The sequence below is a fragment of the Thiobacillus thioparus DSM 505 genome (genome assembly GCF_000373385.1).
Taxonomy (GTDB): Bacteria; Pseudomonadota; Gammaproteobacteria; order Burkholderiales; family Thiobacillaceae; genus Thiobacillus; species Thiobacillus thioparus.
This window is the reverse complement of record NZ_KB891316.1, coordinates 498,789-516,956: the sequence shown is the minus strand read 5'-3', so window position 1 is coordinate 516,956 and position 18,168 is coordinate 498,789. Positions and strand designations below refer to the sequence as shown.

Here is an 18,168-nt window from a genome sequence, read left to right as displayed (position 1 = left end):
GCGTTTCCTTCTTATACCTGTAGTCACGGACCCTGCTTAAAGTGGACGTGTAGCTATCTGCTGTCGTCAACCGCGTCCACGAGTCGGTATTGGCGAAAGGATCCTGCCATCCAGTACGGGTCTCCACGGCCGTGGCGAGGATTTCCGCCGAGCGGACAGGTAGCTACACCACGGCGGAGGGCGTGCAGGGCCATCCGGATTTTTCTTGAACTTGAAACCGTATAGGTAAGTGGTCTTTCTATTTCGATTCCATGACAACCGGGAAGGAGCAACACATGAAGCGAGTGAATCATATGGCGGCAGGCGTCTTTTTGCTGGCCCAGGCATTCTCCGGAGCGGCTTTTGCCGCGTCGGTCACCCTGAGTGGCGATAGCGTTGATTTCACGTTCGACGATACGCTGATGGGGCTCTTTGGCCAGCCCGTTCTGAGCGGCGACATCCTGTCTTTCACGCCGGTGGATTTCAAGGCGTCGTCCACCAACGGCGCGGGTTATACGCTTACCGCCAACACCGCCAATATCCAGATGACGGCCCACAATGGCTTTTCATTCTCGAGCATCGATCTTGCCGAACGGGGCGATTACATGCTGCTTGGCGGCGGCAGTACGGCTGACGTCGCAGGCCAGGTACGGGTCTATGACGTGCTCGATCCTGCGAAGGACACGACGACCAGCATAGCGCCCGATGCAGCCATGGATCAGACGGGGGACAACACGCACCCGTGGACCGCTTCGGCATCCACCGATCTGTCCGGGTGGACCGGTACCCGGACAGTGAATGTGTCGTTCCAGAATCTTCTCGTGGCATCGACGAGCGGATCGTCATCACTGGCCTATGTGGACAAGAAGTATGGTGGCTTGACGGCTACCACAGCTGCGGTGACGCCCGTTCCCGAAGCGCAGGTCAGCGCCATGATGCTTGCCGGGCTTGGGTTGATCGGCTGGAAGATCAGGCGTCGCCGTATTTGATATCACGGGATGCAAGGCCGGAAGCCGGTTGATTGGCTGAGGATCGGCCGAAAAAGCGGTCGACCCGACCGGCCCCGCATCCATTAACCAGCAAAAAGGAAACCATCATGAATGCCAGCAAATTATTTGCAGCCATGCTCGCCGTCAGCGCCCTGACGATGGGAGGGTGTGCGGTGACGCGAGAGCAGTCGACCGTCGGACAGTATGTGGACGATTCGACGATTACGACCCAGGTCAAGGCCCGGTTTGCGGAAAGCCCCGTGGTCAGCGCCATGGCGATCAAGGTTGAAACGCTGAATGGGACCGTCCAGCTCTCCGGCTTTGCCAAGAATGCGACGGAACGGGATACGGCCGAATCGATTGCCCGCAAGGTGCCGAACGTGAAGACGGTCAAGAACGACATCGTCGTCAAACCGTAAGCAGTGGGTGCGCACCCAATCCCTTGGTGCGCGATTGTGTAGTGAGTGTTGAAAAGGAGAGAGCCATGAATTGGGACATTATCGAAGGCAACTGGAAGCAGGTGAAAGGCAAGTTCAAGGAGCAGTGGGGCAAGCTCACCGACGACGATTTCGACGCCATCGAGGGCCGTCGCGAACAGCTCACCGGAAAGATCCAGGAACGCTATGGCGTGACCCGAGATGACGCCGAGAAGCAGGTCAAGGAATGGCAAAGCAAGGCCAAGGACGACTGGTTCCATTGATATCGTCGGCGGTCTTCATGGAAACGGCAGGCAGGCGGGATCGGCTCGATGTCGGAGCATCCCGTTGCGCCGCCGCACGGTGACATCCCATGATCACGATCCGCACAGGCCAGGCGCCTGCGATGCTGGATCGCCAGGCCTTCGGCCAGCGATTCCGTATGGCCTATGCCGATCCCTTGTACGGGAAGGTTGCCGACGCACTCGAACGCGTCGAGGAAGTCGCCTGGCAGGCGTATGTCGCAGGCAGAAAATCGCCTCGCACCGAGCGTGCCGGTGCGGATTTCGAGAACCCCGATTTCGAACTGTCGAGCGAATGGCTGGCTACCCGGCGCCGTTTGCTGCAGGCACAGGAGAAATGGGGCTGCCCGGAGACGCCCACACGCGTCCTGCTGGTTTGCGGTGCGGCCCGGAACGACGGGACCTGTCCCGGCGAGATGTCGAAGACGTTTCGCCTGCTCGGCCGCATTCGGGAAATCGTCATGCAGGACGGGGCGGAGACCGACGTGCTCGACCTCAGTCTCCTGGTGTCCGAGTATGGCCGCCGCATCCACCCGTGCAAAGGCTGCGTGTCCACCGCCATGCCGTTGTGCCACTGGCCCTGTTCCTGTTATCCGAACCACGGGCTGAATCAGACGAACGACTGGATGGCGGAGATCTACGAGCGCTGGGTGGCCACCCATGCCGTCGTCATCGTCACGCCGGTTTACTGGTACCAGAGTCCGAGCGCGCTCAAATTGATGATCGATCGTCTGGTGTGCGCGGATGGGGGAAATCCCGATCCCACACGCACGGCCGGCAAGGATCCTGTCCGGGCCAAGGACCTGGAAATGGCCGGATGGAGTTATCCCAAGCATCTGGCGGGTCGAGTGTATGGACTGATGGTGCACGGCGACGTGGCGGGGATAGAAGGTTCGCGCCGTGCGCTGGCCGACTGGCTCGACTGGATGGGATTGATCGATGCTGGCCCGCAGGCGCGACTCGATCGCTATATCGGCTATTACGAACCGTATGCCAACAGCCATGAAACGCTGGACCGGGATTCGGCCGTACAGGAGGAAGCCGGCAATGTCGGCCGCGCGGTTATGCATGCGGTGAAGGCCCTGCGTGGCGGGAAATGGACATCCTGTCGACCGGCCGGGCGTAATCCCCGTCCCAAATAGACCGCGCCGATGCGGCCTGGTGCCGGCGAATACCGGCATCGCGTTTCCCCGTCGCACGGACGGATCGGTATCCACGAAAGGAGCGACCATGAAAATCAAGCATGTGATATTCGGCGAACGGTCATTGACCAAGGTGGCCGGCCTCTTCATGAACCGGAGCGGGGCGGAAGATGCCGCGCAGCAAGTGAAACGGACGGCGGGTCTCGACGATGCCCAGGTCAATCTGGTGGGCCCGCCCGATGGAGACGCTCCCGGCAGCCCCGCATTTTCCAGCAAGCTGGAACCCGAACAGGCGGGCATCTGGCGTACCCTGGTGAGAGCGCACGTAGCCTCCGGAACCGCGGGCATCGCGGTAGGCGTCCTGCTTTATCTAGGGTTCATCGTGGCGGGCAACCCCGCGGTCATGAGCACGCCCGGCATGAGCCTGATGGCCTTTGTTTTCTTCGGCGGGCTGCTCGGGCTTCTGGTTGGCGGCTTGCTGACGGTGCGTCCCGACCATCTCCTCGTGATCACGTCCGTGCGACGGGCCATTCGAAAGGGCCGCTGGGCCGTGGTCATTCATCCCGTGACGCAAGCCCAGATCGACCGGGCCGTGAACGAACTCCGTGGACGCGGCTATCGCGTCGTGCGTAGCCTGTGAAGGCAGCCATGCCCAGGTTCGCATCAGGCACAGGCATGGCGAATGGGAGGGGACGGTGGCATGGATTGGCGTTCAGTTTTCGTTCCCTCTATCCCACTTCTGGAGATCGTACTTCGCGGTACGGTGATTTATCTTTTTCTCTTTTTCATGCTGCGGGTCTCGCGGCGTGAGATGGGTGGAATGGGGATTTCCGATCTGCTGGTGGTGGTGCTTGTCGCCGATGCTTCGCAAAACGCCATGGCCAGTGAGTACAAGTCGATCACCGAGGGACTTGTACTGGTGGCGACGATCGCATTCTGGGACTTCTTTCTGGACTGGATCGGTTACCGGTTTGCCTGCGCCGAACGCTTCCTTCGCCCTGCTCCGCTTCTCTTGATCAAGAATGGTCGTCTGCTCAGGCAAAACATGAAACGCGAACTGATTCGGGAAGAAGAACTAATGGCGAAGTTGCGTGAACACGGTATCAGTGAACGCGGGTTGGCGGAAATCAGTCAATGCTATCTGGAAGGCGACGGGCGAATCAGCGTCATTAAACGTGCGTCCACCTGAGTAAAACGGCTTACGTCATACATTCAGAATTTGCAAAGTGCCGCGCAGCGCGTCGATAGCATGGCTAGAGCAACCGACTTTTTCTGCTTCGCGTGCGTGGCCAGGAAGGCCTTCTCATGTTCATATCCTGCGTGGCTACTGTTACGGCTTGCCGTGGTGCGTACCGGGGTAGGCCTTGCTGCGCAATTCATGCCGGGCCTGCTTCGCCAGGTCCGTGTAACGGGCCCGGATGCGTTCCAGATCCTCCGGCTCGAGCTCTTCCAGATCGAGCAGAGAGTTGTGCGCGTCGTGCGCCGTGCGAATCAGTTCGTCGAGCTTGATCTGCATCGCTTCGGCGTCACGGTTTTGCGTGTTCTGGATGAGGAACACCATCAGGAACGTGATGATGGTGGTGCCGGTATTGATGACAAGTTGCCAGGTGTCGTTGAAGTCGAAGAAGGGCCCGCTCAGCCCCCAGACAACGACGATGCACAGGGCAATCATAAACGCACGGGGCCCCCCCATCATGCGGGCTGCAGTCTGGGCGAAGCGCGAAAACCGGCTGCCGTTGTTGAGAGCGCTCATTTTGCTTTCCGGGGCAGAAGCACACCGCACCCGGCGCCCACGGTTTCCTTGTCGCAATATTGCGTGGACGGGTTACGCCCCGGGCTGTGTCTCATGGCGATCCTTTTGCACGTTTTCGCACATCGTGCCGGTATGTTAGGGAGAAAGATGTGTCCCCATCACCAGTCACCGCCGAGCACTTTGTAGGAGGCTTCCCATGTGTGTGTGGGTGCATCCCGATAGCGCGTGGGGAGCACCTGCATGCACGTTTGCGCGGCGAAAGCCGACATGGGGCTGCACTAGAATCAGCACATACAAAGAGGACGCCTACGCATGGCCGGAAGGAATAGTCGGAGTCGGTGGCGGATGCGTTATCTGCGGGTTCCCATCCGCGCCGGCCGGAGCTGGGCGGCACACCGCCTGACGACGCATGGCGCAGCGCTGGCCTATTACGCCGTCTTCGCGCTCTCGCCCATACTCGTCATCGCCGTGTCGATCTCCGGCCTGTTTTTTGGTCGGGATGCCGTCGAGGGACGGATCGTGGTCCAGATGGAAGGCTTACTGGGCCACGCGGGCGCCAGTCTGGTGCAGAGACTGTTGGAAGCGAGCTATCTGTCCGGCCAGAGCGGCATTGCGATCCTGCTTGGGCTCGCTGGCATGCTGATGGGCGCCACGGGGCTGTTCGTTGAAATGAGCGTGGCCTTCGAACGGATCTTCGGCGCGAAACGCGAGTACCGTCACGTGATGACAGTGCTGCTGATGGATCGCCTGCGCGGGCTGGCCATCCTCATCGGCGTCGGCTTTTTGCTCATCGTCTCGCTGCTGGCAAGTACCGCGACCATTGCATTGGGTAACTATCTCACACGCGGCTTCGGTACCTGGTTAGGACTGGCCGGCGTGTTCCAGACCCTGGTCTCGCTGGCCTCCATGACCGCGCTGGTGCTGCTGCTCTACCGTCTGCTCATACCGGTACGGCTTCCGCGCCGCATTCTGCTGACGGGTGCCGCGGTATCCGCGGTGCTGTTCGAGGTGGGCAAATGGGGAATCGGACTGTATCTGGGCCGAGGGGCGATCATGAGCACGTTCGGGGCGGCCGGTTCGCTGGCGGTGATCCTGCTGTGGGTCTATTACGTTTCGCTGATCATGCTCTACGGAGCGGAGGTCACCCACCAGTTGTATCGCCTGCATCGGATCCACCAGCGGGCGGCAGGATGTGTCGCTCGCGTCAGTCGATGAAGCAGCGCCCGTAAGGAAGACCATGGCGAAAATCGGGTCAGGCAAGCGCCGGATGGGGCGCCATTCAGATCGCCCCCAGACTGCTTCCGCGATGATCCGGTTTTCGCTGAGCAGGCCCACCCGGCTTCAGCCAGCCAACGCCTCCGCATCCGTCATCAATTCTTCCTTGCGGGCTTGCAAGATGTCACGCATTTTCACCAGGTCGACTTTCGACGCACGTGCTTTCGGAAACATTTCGTTGCGCTCTTCCTTGACGTGGTGGTCGATGTATTCGCCCAGTACCGTCACTTTGGCGTCATAGAGCGTGTCGCCCGGTGTCATTCCCTGGATCTGGGCGATCAGGTCCTTGGCGCTGGCGTGTTCAACCCCGGCTTCCTCCATCATGAGATCTTCCTTGATCGCCTTGCGCACCGCCGGGTAGAAAATTTCCTCCTCCAGCTGTGCATGCACGGTCAGTTCCCGACAGATTTTTTCTGCCAGCTGACGTTTCTTTTCCTTGGAACTGCCACGCGCTTCGGCCAATTCCTCGTATTCTGTAAACAACTTCTTGACGGCCTTGTGGTCGGCGTCAAGGAAATCGCATGCGTCTTTCTGTTTGGTGGCAGCCATATTTTTTCCTCTGGAAAAGGGATGAACAAACGAACCTCCAGACAGTTGTCCGACAAGGTATTTTGCATTAAACGGGGTACTCCGCCTGTACACAATCGCCTTCCCCCCAACTGCGTGTCAGACAATCCCTATAAGTGGCAGCACGGAGAAAAAGAAGCACGCCGGAGCGTAAGCGGCGGGCTTTAAGCTCCCGGAAATTCATGGTTTATTCGCAGCGTGGGCGGTACCGGTAGGCCCGCCGCAACAGGCCTGAAGTGGCAAACCGGATATACGTTTTGGCGCGCTGTTCTCGCAAAGCTGAGCCGACGATCCCTCACGCTAGGAGGATTTTCCCTTGCGCGGATCGGGCGGCCGCGGCTGGCTGTCCACGTATTTCGCCACATCCCAGGCTTCCTGCTCGCTTAACGAGCTGCCTTTGCCAAGGGGCATGTTCGCGTGGACGAATGCGGCGGCATTCTTGACCGTAGACATGCCGGCCCCGCCGTTGAACGAGTTCTTTCCCCACAACGGCGGGAATACGTAGCGACCGCCCATTTCCGTTCCCTGTCCGTCGGCGCCATGACACAGGGCGCAATTGGCCTCGAACACCTGCTTCCCGCGTGCCGCGTCCGGCTTCTGCGACGGTTCGGCAAGCTGGGGATAGCCGCGGCCCTTGAGCTCGACGCCGAGCGGCGCGCCCTTTGCCAGCCAGTAGCTGTAGCTGACCAGCGCCACCATTTCCTTGCTGTCGGGGGCCGGCGCTTTTCCGTTCATGCTGAAGCGGAAGCATCCGGCGAGACGCTCTTCATAGGTGTTGACGTGCTTGTTCTTGTCGCGATAGGCCGGAAACATGCCATACGCGGCCCACAAGGGGGCCGAATCCGCCTTGCGGCCCGCGCCCAGATGGCAGTTCACGCAATTGAGCTTGTTGCCGACATATTGGCGCGCATACGTCTGGGTGTCGGTGAAGATGGCCTTGCCCAAACGAACGGCCTTGCCGAATTCGCCGGTGGGCATGGCCTCGTCGGACGGAGGCGAAAAGTCGACCTGAATGGCCTTTGCGTTACGCAGCCTGGCAGGGCTGGGCGTTTGCTCGATCACTTTGGGCATGGCCTCGCCGGGTGCCTTGCCATGGCCCGAGGCACCTGGCAGTGAAGGGGCCGCTGCGGGCGGCGGAGCGGTCTCGGCAACGAGGGTGGCCGGTACTGCGATGACGCCTGCCACGAGGAGCGTTCCGCCGACGGTCATCACGATCCAGCCGGGATGGAATTTGCGCGTCCGCTTCTGGCTTTCATACCAGGTCCTGAATGACATTATTTCTCCTCCCCCGGGCGCGACGGGTTTTCGAGATACCGGCTGACGGCAGCGATTTCCGCGTCGCTCATTTTTTCGGCGACGGCCTGCATCAGGCCCAGCGGATCATTGGTTCGCTGAGCCCTTCTCCAGGCGTTCAGCTGGGTCTGGGTGTAGGCCATGGGCTGGCCGGCGAGGGCAGGGAAATGCGGCGGAACCCCATCACCCGCTATGCCGTGACAGGCGAAACAGGCGGGCATTTCCTTGGTCCAGTCGCCCTCCGTGGCGATTTTCAGCCCCTGCGCGTATTGAGCCGAAGGGGTGTGCGGCGCGCCCGCCTGCCTCCAGCCCGGGAGGCTGGCATAGTAGTCGGCGGCATCACGCATCTGTGCGGCGCTGAGCGAACGGGCGATCGGCGCCATCTGGGGATTCTTGCGCGTTCCGTCGGCAAATGCCTGGAGCTGTTTCAGCAGATAGGCTTGGCCCTGGCCTGCGAGCCGCGGAAACCCGGCGGCTGCCTGGCCTTCTCCCTTGGCGCCATGACAGGCCATGCAGGCGGGGACGCCCCCGCCGCCTTGCTGTGCAAGTGTGGCGCCGGCAAGACGATCGGCGTGCGCCAGCGACGCGCCTGTCGCGACCCACGCAATCGACACGACGCCTGCGAGCCGGGACCGGAAATCCGTGGCGCCGGCGGGCAGGTGCGCAGGGCGAGGCGGAACGCGCTTCCTTGATCCCGGCATCCAGGCAACGATGAACGGCAGTGGCATGGAGGGGCTCCCATTGGTTGGCCGAGTGGACAGAATAACAGAATAGAGGAACCTCGAGGGGCCTGCAGTCAGGCTAGCATCAGGCACGCAGTAGGATATGTCCGACGGCAGCGCGTCCACGGGATGCCGGGATACGCTTGCGAAGCGTTGCAAGCCGGCAGTTGCAGGTCTTACCCGATGGTTTTGCCCGGCTGGAGCGGATCGAAATCCACCCAGTCCCCGTCGCGCAACGTGCCATCGATTTCCTCCACTTCATCTGCATATTCGCTCAGGATCTCGATCGCACTGTCTCGACGGGCCGGGGCATCGGCCGCAACCGCCAGCAGCATGCCGGGTTCACGAGGCAGCGGATTGCCCGGCTCCTGCGTCTCGTTTTCGTCCATGTTTTTCAGCGCGCCGACCAGAGCGCCGGCATAGGCGCCAACTGCGGCTCCGAGCAAGGGACCCACCGGCCCGAGCGCGGGAAGCGTCGCCACACCGACCAGCGTGCCGGCCCCCAGTCCGCCGGCTGCACCCGTCATCGCGCCGGAACCGGCTTCGTGCGTGCCCGGGGATTCGTCCACATCGCCGCCCATCGGATGGATGGCGTGCTGGCCGTGAGGGTTGACGTACACCAGACACATCTCAGGCTTGCCGAATCCGACACGCCCCAAGTCGCGGGCAGCAGAATCCGCGCTGGTCAGTTGATGGAAACGGCCGACGATCAATGTACTCATCACAAGCTCCTTTCTATGGTTGCGGGAATGAAATGGCGGAAGCGGGCTACAGCCAGTATTCGAACCGCCGTGCGACCCATTCCTTCATATGCTGCAGGGGAGAGCGGCGTTGCCAGCGGGCGGGTTCGATCAGGGTGGAAGCCGCCCGATCCTGGTCGAACATGGCTTCCATCTGACGTGAGAAATGGGCGCCCAGAATCACGGCATTGATTTCGTCGTTGTGCAAATAGCTTCGCCAGTCGAGATTGGTCGAGCCGATCGTGGCCCATACACCGTCAATCGACGCCGTCTTGGCATGCAGGACGGTATCGCGACGTTCGTAGATCCGGATGCCGGCGCGTAGCAGTTCGGTGTAATGCGACCGCCCGGCCTGGAAGACCAGCCATGAATCGCTTTTTCCGGGCAGGATAAGTTGTACATCCACTCCGCGACGTGCCGCGCCGATCAAGGCGTGAACCAGATGAGGATCCGGCACGAAATAGGCATTGGTCAGATGGACGAAACGCTCCGCGTGGTCGATGGCGGACAGCAGGGTGAGATAAATCGGACTGGCAGGTTCGTCCGATTCGCTGGCGATGGCTCGCACGATGTCCTTGCCCTCGGTGACGAGTTTCGGGAAATAGTGTTTCTCGGGCAGCGGCGGGCCTTTTTGCCGTGCCCAGGTGTCCATGAAATATTTCTGGAGCTCGGCGACTACCGGTCCTTCGACCTGCAGTTGCGTGTCGCGCCACCCGACCTGGGATTTGCCGCCCTTCTTCGTTGATCGCGAGAAGGAACCACTTGAATAGCTCTCGCTGATATTGATCCCGCCCAGAAAGGCAATTCGCCCATCCACCACGAGCAGCTTGCGATGGTCGCGGTTGTTGAGCCGCCATTTCCGCTTGTGTGCGTTCGCCGGGTTGACCGGATTGAACTCAAGAATCCGGATGCCGCCATCGCGCAGACGATCGAAGAATTCCGCAGGGGTATCCAGGCAGCCGACGCTGTCGTAGATCACATTGACCTGAACTCCCGACGCCTGTTTGGCCAGCAGCAGGTCGGCAAATTCGGTACCGATCCTGCCGTCATCGAAGATATAGGTTTCCAAGTTGATGGAATGCCTGGCGGCACGGATGGCCGCAAACATGGCGGCATAGGTGGCAGGCCCGTCCTGTAGGAGGCTGAGTTTGTTGCCCAGAACCAGCGGACTGTCCTGGTTCAGCGCTTCCTCGACGGCGAGATGTTTTTTCAGAATGGCGTTATCGCCTGAGGCGTCTTCCAGGGTATCGATGATCTGCTTGCTTTTTTGCGTCGAAACCGGGCCGTGAGCGCTTTCAAATGCCACGGGCCCGGCTTCGGGTATCGGATGCACCGTCTCGGGCGGCGTGGCGCAGGCTGAAAGCGAGGCGATGGCGAGTAGGGCCAACCATTGGAACAGGCCGGGAAAGGGCAGGATTCGGGAATGGCCGACCGCGGATGAATTCAATCTCCGCATGTTTCATTTTCCGGATCCGCTCGCGTGAGCGGGATTGATCGGTTTACGGCCGGCGCGGGCTGCCGCCATCAACCACTGGAAAGCGTGAGCGCCGGGCGATGGCACAAGGGCAAGTGCCTGCCGCGCAAGCAAGCCGACCAGTACCGATCCGCTCAAACTGCGCCAGGGTTTCCAGTACATCAGTATCATGCCTGCCAGCATCCCCCCGCCGAGACTGGCATACGGGTTTTCTGCCACCACCCGGCGTGCAAATGGGAGAGCGGTTCGGGCAAGTTGATCGAGCGCATCCAGCGCGCCGGGTGCGCGATGAGCTTGCATGCGGGTGAGCCGTTGTCGCAGGATGGCGCGGTTGAGCGCTAGCCGATCCTCCGGCTTGGTGGGAGGGTTCGTTGGGATTCCAGGTGCAGGAGTCGTCATTGCGGTTTCTTCCAGCCGGCTAATTGCATGTCGTCCGCGACTTGGGTGCGCACGCGCGAAAACGCCGGGCATCCCGGCGTGTCGCCCTTCAGGCGCCAGGCGCCGATCGCGGCGGCGACCATGGGAATGAGAGGCACTGCCCACAGTAGCCAATACAAGCCTGCGTTAGCCGCATGCAGCATCAGTGCGATGCCTGCAAAAATCACGGCGAGCAGGACGCCCGCACCCAGCAGTAACAAATAACCCAGGCGCCGGAGCAGGCGCGCCTGCAAGCGCATCGCGTCCTGCCGAATGAGCGCGGAATAGGCGGCAGCATGCTCGGCCAAGAGGGCCGGCTCGTCCAGCAATATCCTGAGCAAAGGCGGCCACATCCTTCAGCGCCCCTTCCCGTGGCGTAGATCCATCACGAATGTCCGTGACGCTTGCCGACCGTACCGGCGAGCATGGCGATCGCGGCGCCTGCCGCGGCCGCCATCAACAGGGACTTAAGGGGCTGGGCCTGCACATATTGGGCGGCCTGGTCGGTCGTGTGGCTGAGGGCTTCGCGGACTTGCGCAGCGCTGTCGCGAAGAATTTCCTTGCCTTGGGCGGCAGCTTCGGCCGCGCCCGCCTGTGCCTCGTCCAGCGAACGGTGAATGTGCTCTTTGGCTGTGTTGTTGCCGGTGTCGTTCTGCGAAGTCGGGGTCTTGGGATTGAGGTTTGTCGGTTCCATGGAAGCGTTCCTTTAATTAATAAACGTGGGAAAGAAAAATGTGAGCCAGCATCTGATTACAGGCCTGGAGTGATCGTAAGCCCCGGCATGAGGGATTCGAATGGGCGTATGCCGCAGTCCCTTGTCCGTCAATGCTTTGATCGTTTGTAGGCGGCCTCCGACGGACTGCCGCAGGTTGAGTGGTGTCGGACGACGCTTACGGGGGGGCGCACCGTTTGCCGCGATGCGTCGTGGCGTTCTCCGACAGACACTTCCTGTTCCCCGGTCCAGGATGAAGCATTGCCGTAACGACACCACCTGGAAAAAAACATGTCGATGCTGCCGATCTTCAACCGGACGCGATCACGCCCCCTCATCCTCGTTGGGGCGGGCGTATGAAGGTCGGTCTGGAGTCACCGTTCTTGCGCCTTCGCAGCCTCCTGCGGAAGGCGCTTGTCGTGCGCCGGTGCTGTGCCAGCGTTTTTTACCGCAATATCCTGTAAGGAGAGATCGCCATGCTTAAATGGGCGCTGTTGTTTTTCGTCGTATCGCTGATTGCCGGCCTGTTCGGATTCACTGGCATTGCCGCGGGCGCTGCCGCTGCGGCCAAGATCCTGTTCTACATCGCGGTCGTTCTTTTCGTCGTGTTTCTGCTGCTGGGGGTGTTCGCAGCACGGGCAATCAAGTAAGCATGCCTGCCTGCTGCGCCTGTGTGTAAGCGTTATCTGACAGGCCTTTCAGTGGGGGCCGATGGTACAGGCTGGGGCCCGGCTTAAGCTGGTAAGCATCCACAGTGGGGAATCCCGTCCTGTTATGCCCTTTCCATTTCCCGTGCGGAAAATCCAGGAGAATGCTCATGTTGTATTACGCGCTGGTATTTTTTATTATCGCCATCATCGCTGCCGTGTTCGGATTTTCCGGGCTGGCGGCCGGTGCGGCCGGCATCGCCAAGATTCTGTTCATCGTGTTTCTGGTGATGGCACTCGCCACCTTCGTGGTCAATCTCATGCGGGGTCGTTGACATGACCGGGCCCAGATCGACGAAAGTCCTACAGAGCGGGAGCATGGCATGATCCAGGTCGCCATCGTGGATGATCACCAGATTGTTCGAACCGGTTTCCGAGAACTGCTGAATGAAGATTCAGCGATCAGCATCAGTTTCGAGGCGGCGAACGGCGACGATGCGCTGGCACTCTTGCGCACCACGCCATGCGACGTGCTGCTGCTTGATATTTCATTGCCTGGCAAGAGCGGGGTGGATGTGTTGCGTACCGTACGCCAGCGCCACCCGGACCTCAAGGTGCTGATTCTGAGCGGCTTCCCAGAGGAAAGCTATGCGTTGGCCATGATCAAGAATGGCGCCAACGGCTATTTGTGCAAGGACTGCGAACAGGCCGAGTTGTTGAAGGCGATTCATACGGTATCGCTCGGGCGCCGTTATGTATCGTCGCGCACTGCGGAATTGCTTGCAGACGAAATGAGCGGCGGGCGCAGCGGTGAACTGCATGAAATTCTGTCGGATCGCGAACTTCAGGTTTTCTTGAGGCTGGTGCGCGGCGAATCCGTGTCCGACATCGCCGAACAGCTGCATCTCAGCGTCAAGACCATCAGTACCTATCGTTCGCGGCTGACAGAGAAGCTCAATGTCACCAGCAACGCGGAATTGGCAACCTATGCAATACGACACGGACTCATTGCTCAATAAGACGGCGTCTCACAGGGCGAGTACCCATCCCATGCTTTCCGATACCTCCATGTTGAAAGTTTTTCTGATCGAGGATTCGCTTTTATTGCAGGAGCTCCTCGGGGGCATACTGGGCGAACTCGACGGGGTCGAATTCTGCGGCTGCGCGGAGGGAGAAACCGAGGCCCTGAACCGCCTGGCCGAGACACCCGTCGACCTTGTGATTATCGATATCGAACTCAAACAGGGCAGCGGTATCGGCGTGCTGGACGCATTGCAGACGGATTCCGGCCTGTATGGATCCCCCGGCAAGGTGGTGCTGACCAACTACGCGCACACCACCATGCGCCAGCGCTGCGACCGTTTCGGGATGGACGCCTTCTTCGACAAATCCATGCAGATCAACCAGTTGGTCGAGTACGTCAACGAAGCTGCCGCACGGAAGCGATCTTCGCCCTGAACCGGACCGGCGTCTGCGCCTCAGACTGGAAGTTTCACCCGGATCGTGACGCCTGCATCCGGCGCGGAGCGGATATCGAGCTGTCCTCCATGCGTGAAAACGCGGTGTTTGATGCCTGCCAGCCCATGCCGGGCGAGCTTGGGCGAACCGGGATCGAATCCGACGCCATCGTCCTCGACCTCCAGTTCGATGGTTTCCGGGCTCATGCGTAGCGCCACCTTGACATGACGGGCCTGGGCATACTTGCGGATATTGGTGAACGCCTCCTGGACGATACGGAACAGGCTCAGCGAGACGTCCTCGGAGAGCTCGGGCTCGGACTCCGGCAATGCCACGACGACGTCGATCTTTTCCTCGCCCTGCCGAAATTCTTCGATAAGCGCTTTCAGCGCTTCAATGAGCCCAAGATCGTATAGCAGGGCAGGCCGCAGATTGTTGGTGATGCGGCGCTTGAGCGTGATCCCGCTGGCCAGGCTCTGGCGGAGACGCACCAGACGTTGTGCCACCAGCGCCTGCGCGTCGGATGGAAGTTTGCGTTCGATCCAGTCTGCGTCGAGTTTGGCTGCGGTCAGAAGCGCTCCGAGCTCGTCGTGCATCTCGCGCGCCAGATCCAGTTTTTCCGTCTCCCGTACCGTGGTCAGGTAGGTGGCAAGATTGGTCAATTCTTCGGTGCGGCTACGCACTTCGTCTTCGAGCCGCTCGTTTTCCTGCGCCAGCATGCGATGGATTCTTTCCCGCAGATCCTGTTTCTTCTGCTGCTGCGAGATGACCAGCATCAGCAGCAAGAGCGAAGCGCCGGCCAGGACGATCGCGCTGAGGCGGGCATTCTCGAAGCCGCTGGTGGATTGTTTGACGTTTTGCAGGTTTTTCGTGAGCAGGGAAACTTTTATCGTGGCTTGTTGCTGCCGGTAGGCGTCCATCGCCAGCGAGTCCTGATCAAACCAGTTGGTGTCCAGCGCTATCCCGCCTTCCACATGACGGGCGGTGAGTTCCATGCGAGCTGCGAGGTTTTCCGCCCGTTTGACGAGCTGGTCGACATTGCCTGCCTGCGGACCGTCCTGCTCGTCACGCTTGATGGTTTCCAGCGTGTCGTGGATTTTTGGGCGGACGGTCTTGTAGACATCGAAATAGGCCTGGTCGTGGGTGAGTGCGTAGCCGCGAACCGAGGATTGTGCCTCGACCAGAAGCTGGCTCAAACGGTCCAGGTGATCGGCCCGCTGATTCATCAAGCCGAACTCTTTCAGGGCGTCGAGGCCTGCCGAGGCCTGCATGTAGCTCGCCACCAACAGTCCGATCAGAAGCGCCATGCCGACTGCCAGGGAGAGATGGGTGCTGCGCCGCAACCCATCGTCGGGTAGCGGCCCTTCATTCAATGGGGCGGGGGGAGACGTATTCGGCATGATCAGGCTTCGCTCGCGCTCATGATGTGCGTTTGTTTATTGCAGGAATCATCCGACAGGTCAATCCGTTCCATCCGACAGAATCGCCATGTCGTCGGGTTATATGATGTTTTCACGATCCGGCGAAAAGACGGACCGTGACGGATTGCAAGGGCCACAGCCTATTTCTTGACTTCGGGAGAACACCATGAAAACACTTTTTGCATTTTTAATGTCCTCGGTATTTGTCGTCCTGGCAGGTTGTAATACCGTGGCGGGCGCCGGCAAGGATATGGAGCGGGGCGGCGAAAAAGTCCAAGATACGGCGAAGGACGTTCAAAACAAGATGTAAGGACCGGGACCTATTGCTTTCCCACAGGAGTTCATCCATGCGCAGCGCATCCACTCAAGCGAGCCGGCAGAGCCGGTCCGGCGAAACGTCCGATCCGGCAGGTTTCCTGTCCGATGTAAAAACACTCAGGGCCCGAGCCCGCAAGCATATCGAGAAAGGCGCCGTGACCGACGACTACGGCATGAACGCGAAGGCCGCGGTCAAAATACTGAATGATGCGCTGGCTACCGAGCTTGTCTGCACCCTGCGGTATCGCCAGCATTTCTTCGTTGCCAAAGGGATCAATTCCGAGCCGATCGCGCAGGAATTCCTGGTGCACTCCAACGAGGAACTGGCCCATGCCGACCTGATTGCCAAACGGATCGTGCAGTTGGGGGGTACGCCAGAGTTCAACCCCGACAGGCTTGCGAAGCTGTCGCATGCCGAATACCGAATCTGCGACACGCTGGAAGCGATGATCCGTGAAAATCTCGTGGCCGAACGAATTGCAATCGAGAGCTATCGGGAAATGGTGCGGTATTTTGCGCAGCATGATCCGACGACGCGCGCCATGCTGGAAGGAATCCTGGCGATCGAGGAAGAGCACGCCGACGAACTGTCGGACTTGCTGCACTAATGGAAATTCCCTGACTGGAGCGCGTGCCTCAGTCTTTCGGATTCTGCGGGGTCTGTCTCGCGACGATGCCGGACAAGGCCTTGGGTAAGAGCACCCACATGCGGCCGCGCTGTTTCATGCGGCCGGCGAGTTCACCGGCTTCGTCGCCAAAACCCCAGAAAAAATCGGCACGTACGCCGCCCTTGATCGCACCGCCGCTGTCCTGCGCCATCACCAGCCGGTTCATCGGCTGGGTCGAATTGGGCCGGGTGGTGGCCAGGAAGACCGGCGCGCCGAGCGGAATGAACTTCGGGTCGACGGCGATCGAGCGGCCGCCGGTCAGGGGCACGCCCAGCGAACCGAGTGGCCCGGGCAGGCCGTCGGGCAGTTCGCGGAAAAAGACGAAGCTCGGGTTGCTGGCAAGCAGTTCGGGCAGCTTGTCCGGGTGCTTCGCGCCCCAGTCCTTGATGCCTTGCATCGAAGCCTGTTCGAGCTTGAGTTCGCCGCGTTCGACCAGCAGTTTTCCGATCGACAGGTAGGGATAGCCGTTCTGGTCCGCATAGCCGACCCGCATATGCGAACCGTCGGGGAGCTCGATGCGGCCCGATCCCTGGATCTGCAGGAAGAACAGGTCGACCGGATCCTCGGCCCAGGCGATGGGCTTGCCCTTGAAGCTGCCGCCGCTGCCGTTGGCAGAAGGCTGTTCGATTTCCTTGCGGGTGAGGTAGGGCACGATCTTGTTGCCGACCAGGCGGCCGCGCAGGCGCAGGCTTTTCAGTTCGGGATAGATGCTCGCCAGATCGACCGTGATGAGATCGTCCGGCGCGGCATAGAGCGGATAGCGCGCACGTTCGGTGCGCACGCGGTCGCCTTTCAGCAGGGGCTCGTAGTAGCCGGTGATCATGCCGTCGGTGCTGCCGTCTTCCTGCGTGGCCTGGTAGGGCTGGAACCGCTGCTCGAAAAAGACGCGCGCAGCCTTGTCATCGGGCGGAGGCATGGATATCGCCTCGCTGCACACCGCCTGCCAGCCGCTTTGCTTGACGAGCGTGGCGCAGCTGCGCAGGAAAGCGATCCAGGCTTCGCCGATCTGCTCGTCCTTTCCCAGACCGACCGACGACCAGCTCACCGGTTTGAGCGTGGGATAGGTGATGGCCGGCGTGGGGATGGGCGCTGCAGGCGGCACCGGCTCCGGTGCCGGACGGGGAATGGGGCTGGGCACCGGCGGCGCCATGGGAGGCGATACCGCACAGGCTGACAGCAACAGAACGAACAGCCACGGGCTTGCGCGTAACGGCATCACGGGTGAAGATGGCTCACATCGAAAACACCTGTCGAGTATATCAAGGGAGCATCGCGCCAAATGGAAACCCAAGGACTGGGCTGGTTGATACTGGAAGCTGCCATTGCGGCGGGATTGCTGGCATTCATCGTGTGGTGGACGATGAAGAAGTGAGAATGGGTAAGCACTAAGTGGTGAGTGGATAAACCAAGTGGCTGCTTACCGTTTACTGCTCACCCTAATGCAGTACCCGTGGCATCGACAGGGTGAACGGGGGGATTTCGGCTTCGAACTTGTTGCCGTCTTCCGCCACCATCTGATAGGTGCCGCGCATCGTGCCGACCGGCGTCGCCATCGCGGTGCCGCTGGTGTACTCGAAACTCTCGCCTGGCCGCAGCAGCGGTTGTTCGCCCACCACGCCGAGTCCCTTGACTTCCTGTGTGACGTTTTCCGCGTCGGTGATGATCCAGTGGCGCGAGATCAGCTGCGCCGCTACCGTCCCGCTGTTGGCGATGGTGATGGTGTAGGCGAACACGTAGCGGTCGGCGGACGGGTCGCTCTGGTCGGCCAGATACGCGGTGTTGACGCTGATGCTGATTTGATATTTCTTGCCTTCTGCCACGGGTTCGCTCGACGGGATGGAATGCGTCGAGTGTAACGCAATGACGTGACGGGCT

General features: G+C 60.5%; 25 protein-coding genes. 13 read left to right on the top strand and 12 right to left on the bottom strand.

The window, feature by feature from the left end; genetic code table 11:
- The first annotated feature begins 275 nt into the window (after positions 1-275).
- The 6 genes from B058_RS0102725 to B058_RS0102700 all read left to right on the top strand — a co-directional run bounded on the left by B058_RS0102725 (position 276) and on the right by B058_RS0102700 (position 4,017).
- Positions 276-968 (top strand): PEP-CTERM sorting domain-containing protein, encoded by a 693-nt coding sequence (locus tag B058_RS0102725; protein ID WP_018506936.1) that lies wholly within the window; start codon positions 276-278, stop codon positions 966-968.
- Positions 969-1,075: 107 nt separating this feature from the next.
- Positions 1,076-1,387, top strand: coding sequence for a BON domain-containing protein (locus B058_RS0102720; RefSeq protein ID WP_018506935.1), 312 nt, complete (start codon positions 1,076-1,078; stop codon positions 1,385-1,387).
- A 65-nt stretch (positions 1,388-1,452) separates the two neighbouring features.
- Positions 1,453-1,668, top strand: coding sequence for a CsbD family protein (locus B058_RS0102715; protein ID WP_018506934.1), 216 nt, complete (start codon positions 1,453-1,455; stop codon positions 1,666-1,668).
- 89 nt (positions 1,669-1,757) lie between these two features.
- Entirely contained in the window at positions 1,758-2,828 is a 1,071-nt protein-coding gene (locus tag B058_RS0102710) for a flavodoxin family protein (protein ID WP_018506933.1), read from the top strand.
- 88 nt (positions 2,829-2,916) lie between these two features.
- The gene (locus B058_RS0102705) at positions 2,917-3,468 is read left to right on the top strand and encodes a hypothetical protein (protein WP_018506932.1); all 552 of its coding nucleotides are present in this window, start codon (positions 2,917-2,919) and stop codon (positions 3,466-3,468) included.
- Between the two features lie 60 nt (positions 3,469-3,528).
- Positions 3,529-4,017, top strand: coding sequence for a DUF421 domain-containing protein (locus tag B058_RS0102700; RefSeq protein ID WP_157265479.1), 489 nt, complete (start codon positions 3,529-3,531; stop codon positions 4,015-4,017).
- A 141-nt stretch (positions 4,018-4,158) separates the two neighbouring features.
- Here B058_RS0102700 and B058_RS0102695 read toward each other — a convergent pair whose 3' ends face one another.
- The gene (locus tag B058_RS0102695; RefSeq protein WP_018506930.1) at positions 4,159-4,581 is read right to left on the bottom strand and encodes a low affinity iron permease family protein; all 423 of its coding nucleotides are present in this window, start codon (positions 4,579-4,581) and stop codon (positions 4,159-4,161) included.
- Positions 4,582-4,926: 345 nt separating this feature from the next.
- On the opposite strand from B058_RS0102695, the gene B058_RS16310 reads away from it, so the two are divergent.
- Positions 4,927-5,796 carry a YihY/virulence factor BrkB family protein gene (locus B058_RS16310; RefSeq protein WP_018506929.1) on the top strand — a complete coding sequence of 290 codons (870 nt, stop codon included), beginning with the start codon at positions 4,927-4,929 and terminating at the stop codon, positions 5,794-5,796.
- A gap of 126 nt (positions 5,797-5,922) precedes the next feature.
- Here the strand turns inward: B058_RS16310 and B058_RS0102685 are convergent, their stop codons facing one another.
- The 8 genes from B058_RS0102685 to B058_RS0102655 form a co-directional block, all read right to left on the bottom strand.
- Positions 5,923-6,405 carry a hemerythrin domain-containing protein gene (locus B058_RS0102685; RefSeq protein ID WP_018506928.1) on the bottom strand — a complete coding sequence of 161 codons (483 nt, stop codon included), beginning with the start codon at positions 6,403-6,405 and terminating at the stop codon, positions 5,923-5,925.
- 318 nt (positions 6,406-6,723) lie between these two features.
- Positions 6,724-7,698 carry a c-type cytochrome gene (locus tag B058_RS0102680; protein WP_018506927.1) on the bottom strand — a complete coding sequence of 325 codons (975 nt, stop codon included), beginning with the start codon at positions 7,696-7,698 and terminating at the stop codon, positions 6,724-6,726.
- On the bottom strand, positions 7,698-8,444 hold the full coding sequence (locus B058_RS16305; RefSeq protein WP_018506926.1) for a c-type cytochrome: 747 nt from the start codon (positions 8,442-8,444) through the stop codon (positions 7,698-7,700). The genes B058_RS0102680 and B058_RS16305 overlap by 1 nt, the downstream gene beginning before the upstream one ends.
- 170 nt (positions 8,445-8,614) lie before the next feature.
- Entirely contained in the window at positions 8,615-9,160 is a 546-nt protein-coding gene (locus B058_RS0102670) for a hypothetical protein (protein WP_018506925.1), read from the bottom strand.
- 46 nt (positions 9,161-9,206) lie between these two features.
- Positions 9,207-10,634: a phospholipase D-like domain-containing protein gene (locus tag B058_RS0102665; RefSeq protein WP_157265477.1), complete on the bottom strand. Its 1,428-nt coding sequence runs from the start codon at positions 10,632-10,634 to the stop codon at positions 9,207-9,209.
- A gap of 3 nt (positions 10,635-10,637) precedes the next feature.
- Complete coding sequence (locus B058_RS17725; RefSeq protein ID WP_018506923.1) at positions 10,638-11,051, bottom strand: hypothetical protein; 414 nt, start codon at positions 11,049-11,051, stop codon at positions 10,638-10,640.
- Positions 11,048-11,422, bottom strand: a complete 375-nt coding sequence (locus tag B058_RS0102660; RefSeq protein WP_026240580.1) for a hypothetical protein — start codon at positions 11,420-11,422, stop codon at positions 11,048-11,050. The genes B058_RS17725 and B058_RS0102660 overlap by 4 nt, the downstream gene beginning before the upstream one ends.
- A gap of 32 nt (positions 11,423-11,454) precedes the next feature.
- Positions 11,455-11,763 carry a hypothetical protein gene (locus B058_RS0102655; protein WP_018506921.1) on the bottom strand — a complete coding sequence of 103 codons (309 nt, stop codon included), beginning with the start codon at positions 11,761-11,763 and terminating at the stop codon, positions 11,455-11,457.
- A gap of 494 nt (positions 11,764-12,257) precedes the next feature.
- Here B058_RS0102655 and B058_RS17405 point away from each other — a divergent pair, with 494 nt between their 5' ends.
- From B058_RS17405 to B058_RS0102635, 4 genes are all read left to right on the top strand, one after another.
- Complete coding sequence (locus B058_RS17405; protein ID WP_018506920.1) at positions 12,258-12,431, top strand: DUF1328 domain-containing protein; 174 nt, start codon at positions 12,258-12,260, stop codon at positions 12,429-12,431.
- A 167-nt stretch (positions 12,432-12,598) separates the two neighbouring features.
- Positions 12,599-12,763: a DUF1328 domain-containing protein gene (locus B058_RS17400; protein ID WP_018506919.1), complete on the top strand. Its 165-nt coding sequence runs from the start codon at positions 12,599-12,601 to the stop codon at positions 12,761-12,763.
- Positions 12,764-12,811: 48 nt separating this feature from the next.
- Positions 12,812-13,447, top strand: a complete 636-nt coding sequence (locus B058_RS0102640; RefSeq protein ID WP_018506918.1) for a response regulator — start codon at positions 12,812-12,814, stop codon at positions 13,445-13,447.
- Between the two features lie 49 nt (positions 13,448-13,496).
- Entirely contained in the window at positions 13,497-13,886 is a 390-nt protein-coding gene (locus tag B058_RS0102635) for a response regulator (protein ID WP_245539242.1), read from the top strand.
- Between the two features lie 20 nt (positions 13,887-13,906).
- On the opposite strand, the gene B058_RS0102630 is transcribed toward B058_RS0102635, so the two are convergent.
- Positions 13,907-15,286 carry a sensor histidine kinase gene (locus B058_RS0102630; protein ID WP_026240579.1) on the bottom strand — a complete coding sequence of 460 codons (1,380 nt, stop codon included), beginning with the start codon at positions 15,284-15,286 and terminating at the stop codon, positions 13,907-13,909.
- 187 nt (positions 15,287-15,473) lie between these two features.
- On the opposite strand from B058_RS0102630, the gene B058_RS0102625 reads away from it, so the two are divergent.
- Together B058_RS0102625 and B058_RS0102620 are read left to right on the top strand one after the other, a co-directional pair.
- Positions 15,474-15,617 carry an entericidin A/B family lipoprotein gene (locus B058_RS0102625; RefSeq protein ID WP_018506915.1) on the top strand — a complete coding sequence of 48 codons (144 nt, stop codon included), beginning with the start codon at positions 15,474-15,476 and terminating at the stop codon, positions 15,615-15,617.
- 37 nt (positions 15,618-15,654) lie between these two features.
- Complete coding sequence (locus tag B058_RS0102620; RefSeq protein ID WP_018506914.1) at positions 15,655-16,233, top strand: ferritin-like domain-containing protein; 579 nt, start codon at positions 15,655-15,657, stop codon at positions 16,231-16,233.
- 28 nt (positions 16,234-16,261) lie between these two features.
- Here B058_RS0102620 and mltA read toward each other — a convergent pair whose 3' ends face one another.
- Positions 16,262-17,509 (bottom strand): murein transglycosylase A, encoded by a 1,248-nt coding sequence (gene mltA, locus B058_RS16300; protein ID WP_040723236.1) that lies wholly within the window; start codon positions 17,507-17,509, stop codon positions 16,262-16,264.
- A 220-nt stretch (positions 17,510-17,729) separates the two neighbouring features.
- Complete coding sequence (apaG, locus tag B058_RS0102605; RefSeq protein WP_018506911.1) at positions 17,730-18,113, bottom strand: Co2+/Mg2+ efflux protein ApaG; 384 nt, start codon at positions 18,111-18,113, stop codon at positions 17,730-17,732.
- Positions 18,114-18,168: the final 55 nt, after the last annotated feature.

Coding starts and splice junctions, on each gene's coding strand:
- B058_RS0102725 (WP_018506936.1), top strand. CDS start 276: ATGAAGCGAGTGAATCATATGGCGGCAGGCGTCTTTTTGCTGGCCCAG.
- B058_RS0102720 (WP_018506935.1), top strand. CDS start 1,076: ATGAATGCCAGCAAATTATTTGCAGCCATGCTCGCCGTCAGCGCCCTG.
- B058_RS0102715 (WP_018506934.1), top strand. CDS start 1,453: ATGAATTGGGACATTATCGAAGGCAACTGGAAGCAGGTGAAAGGCAAG.
- B058_RS0102710 (WP_018506933.1), top strand. CDS start 1,758: ATGATCACGATCCGCACAGGCCAGGCGCCTGCGATGCTGGATCGCCAG.
- B058_RS0102705 (WP_018506932.1), top strand. CDS start 2,917: ATGAAAATCAAGCATGTGATATTCGGCGAACGGTCATTGACCAAGGTG.
- B058_RS0102700 (WP_157265479.1), top strand. CDS start 3,529: ATGGATTGGCGTTCAGTTTTCGTTCCCTCTATCCCACTTCTGGAGATC.
- B058_RS0102695 (WP_018506930.1), bottom strand. CDS start 4,581: ATGAGCGCTCTCAACAACGGCAGCCGGTTTTCGCGCTTCGCCCAGACT.
- B058_RS16310 (WP_018506929.1), top strand. CDS start 4,927: ATGCGTTATCTGCGGGTTCCCATCCGCGCCGGCCGGAGCTGGGCGGCA.
- B058_RS0102685 (WP_018506928.1), bottom strand. CDS start 6,405: ATGGCTGCCACCAAACAGAAAGACGCATGCGATTTCCTTGACGCCGAC.
- B058_RS0102680 (WP_018506927.1), bottom strand. CDS start 7,698: ATGTCATTCAGGACCTGGTATGAAAGCCAGAAGCGGACGCGCAAATTC.
- B058_RS16305 (WP_018506926.1), bottom strand. CDS start 8,444: ATGCCACTGCCGTTCATCGTTGCCTGGATGCCGGGATCAAGGAAGCGC.
- B058_RS0102670 (WP_018506925.1), bottom strand. CDS start 9,160: ATGAGTACATTGATCGTCGGCCGTTTCCATCAACTGACCAGCGCGGAT.
- B058_RS0102665 (WP_157265477.1), bottom strand. CDS start 10,634: ATGCGGAGATTGAATTCATCCGCGGTCGGCCATTCCCGAATCCTGCCC.
- B058_RS17725 (WP_018506923.1), bottom strand. CDS start 11,051: ATGACGACTCCTGCACCTGGAATCCCAACGAACCCTCCCACCAAGCCG.
- B058_RS0102660 (WP_026240580.1), bottom strand. CDS start 11,422: ATGTGGCCGCCTTTGCTCAGGATATTGCTGGACGAGCCGGCCCTCTTG.
- B058_RS0102655 (WP_018506921.1), bottom strand. CDS start 11,763: ATGGAACCGACAAACCTCAATCCCAAGACCCCGACTTCGCAGAACGAC.
- B058_RS17405 (WP_018506920.1), top strand. CDS start 12,258: ATGCTTAAATGGGCGCTGTTGTTTTTCGTCGTATCGCTGATTGCCGGC.
- B058_RS17400 (WP_018506919.1), top strand. CDS start 12,599: ATGTTGTATTACGCGCTGGTATTTTTTATTATCGCCATCATCGCTGCC.
- B058_RS0102640 (WP_018506918.1), top strand. CDS start 12,812: ATGATCCAGGTCGCCATCGTGGATGATCACCAGATTGTTCGAACCGGT.
- B058_RS0102635 (WP_245539242.1), top strand. CDS start 13,497: ATGTTGAAAGTTTTTCTGATCGAGGATTCGCTTTTATTGCAGGAGCTC.
- B058_RS0102630 (WP_026240579.1), bottom strand. CDS start 15,286: ATGCCGAATACGTCTCCCCCCGCCCCATTGAATGAAGGGCCGCTACCC.
- B058_RS0102625 (WP_018506915.1), top strand. CDS start 15,474: ATGAAAACACTTTTTGCATTTTTAATGTCCTCGGTATTTGTCGTCCTG.
- B058_RS0102620 (WP_018506914.1), top strand. CDS start 15,655: ATGCGCAGCGCATCCACTCAAGCGAGCCGGCAGAGCCGGTCCGGCGAA.
- mltA (WP_040723236.1), bottom strand. CDS start 17,509: ATGCCGTTACGCGCAAGCCCGTGGCTGTTCGTTCTGTTGCTGTCAGCC.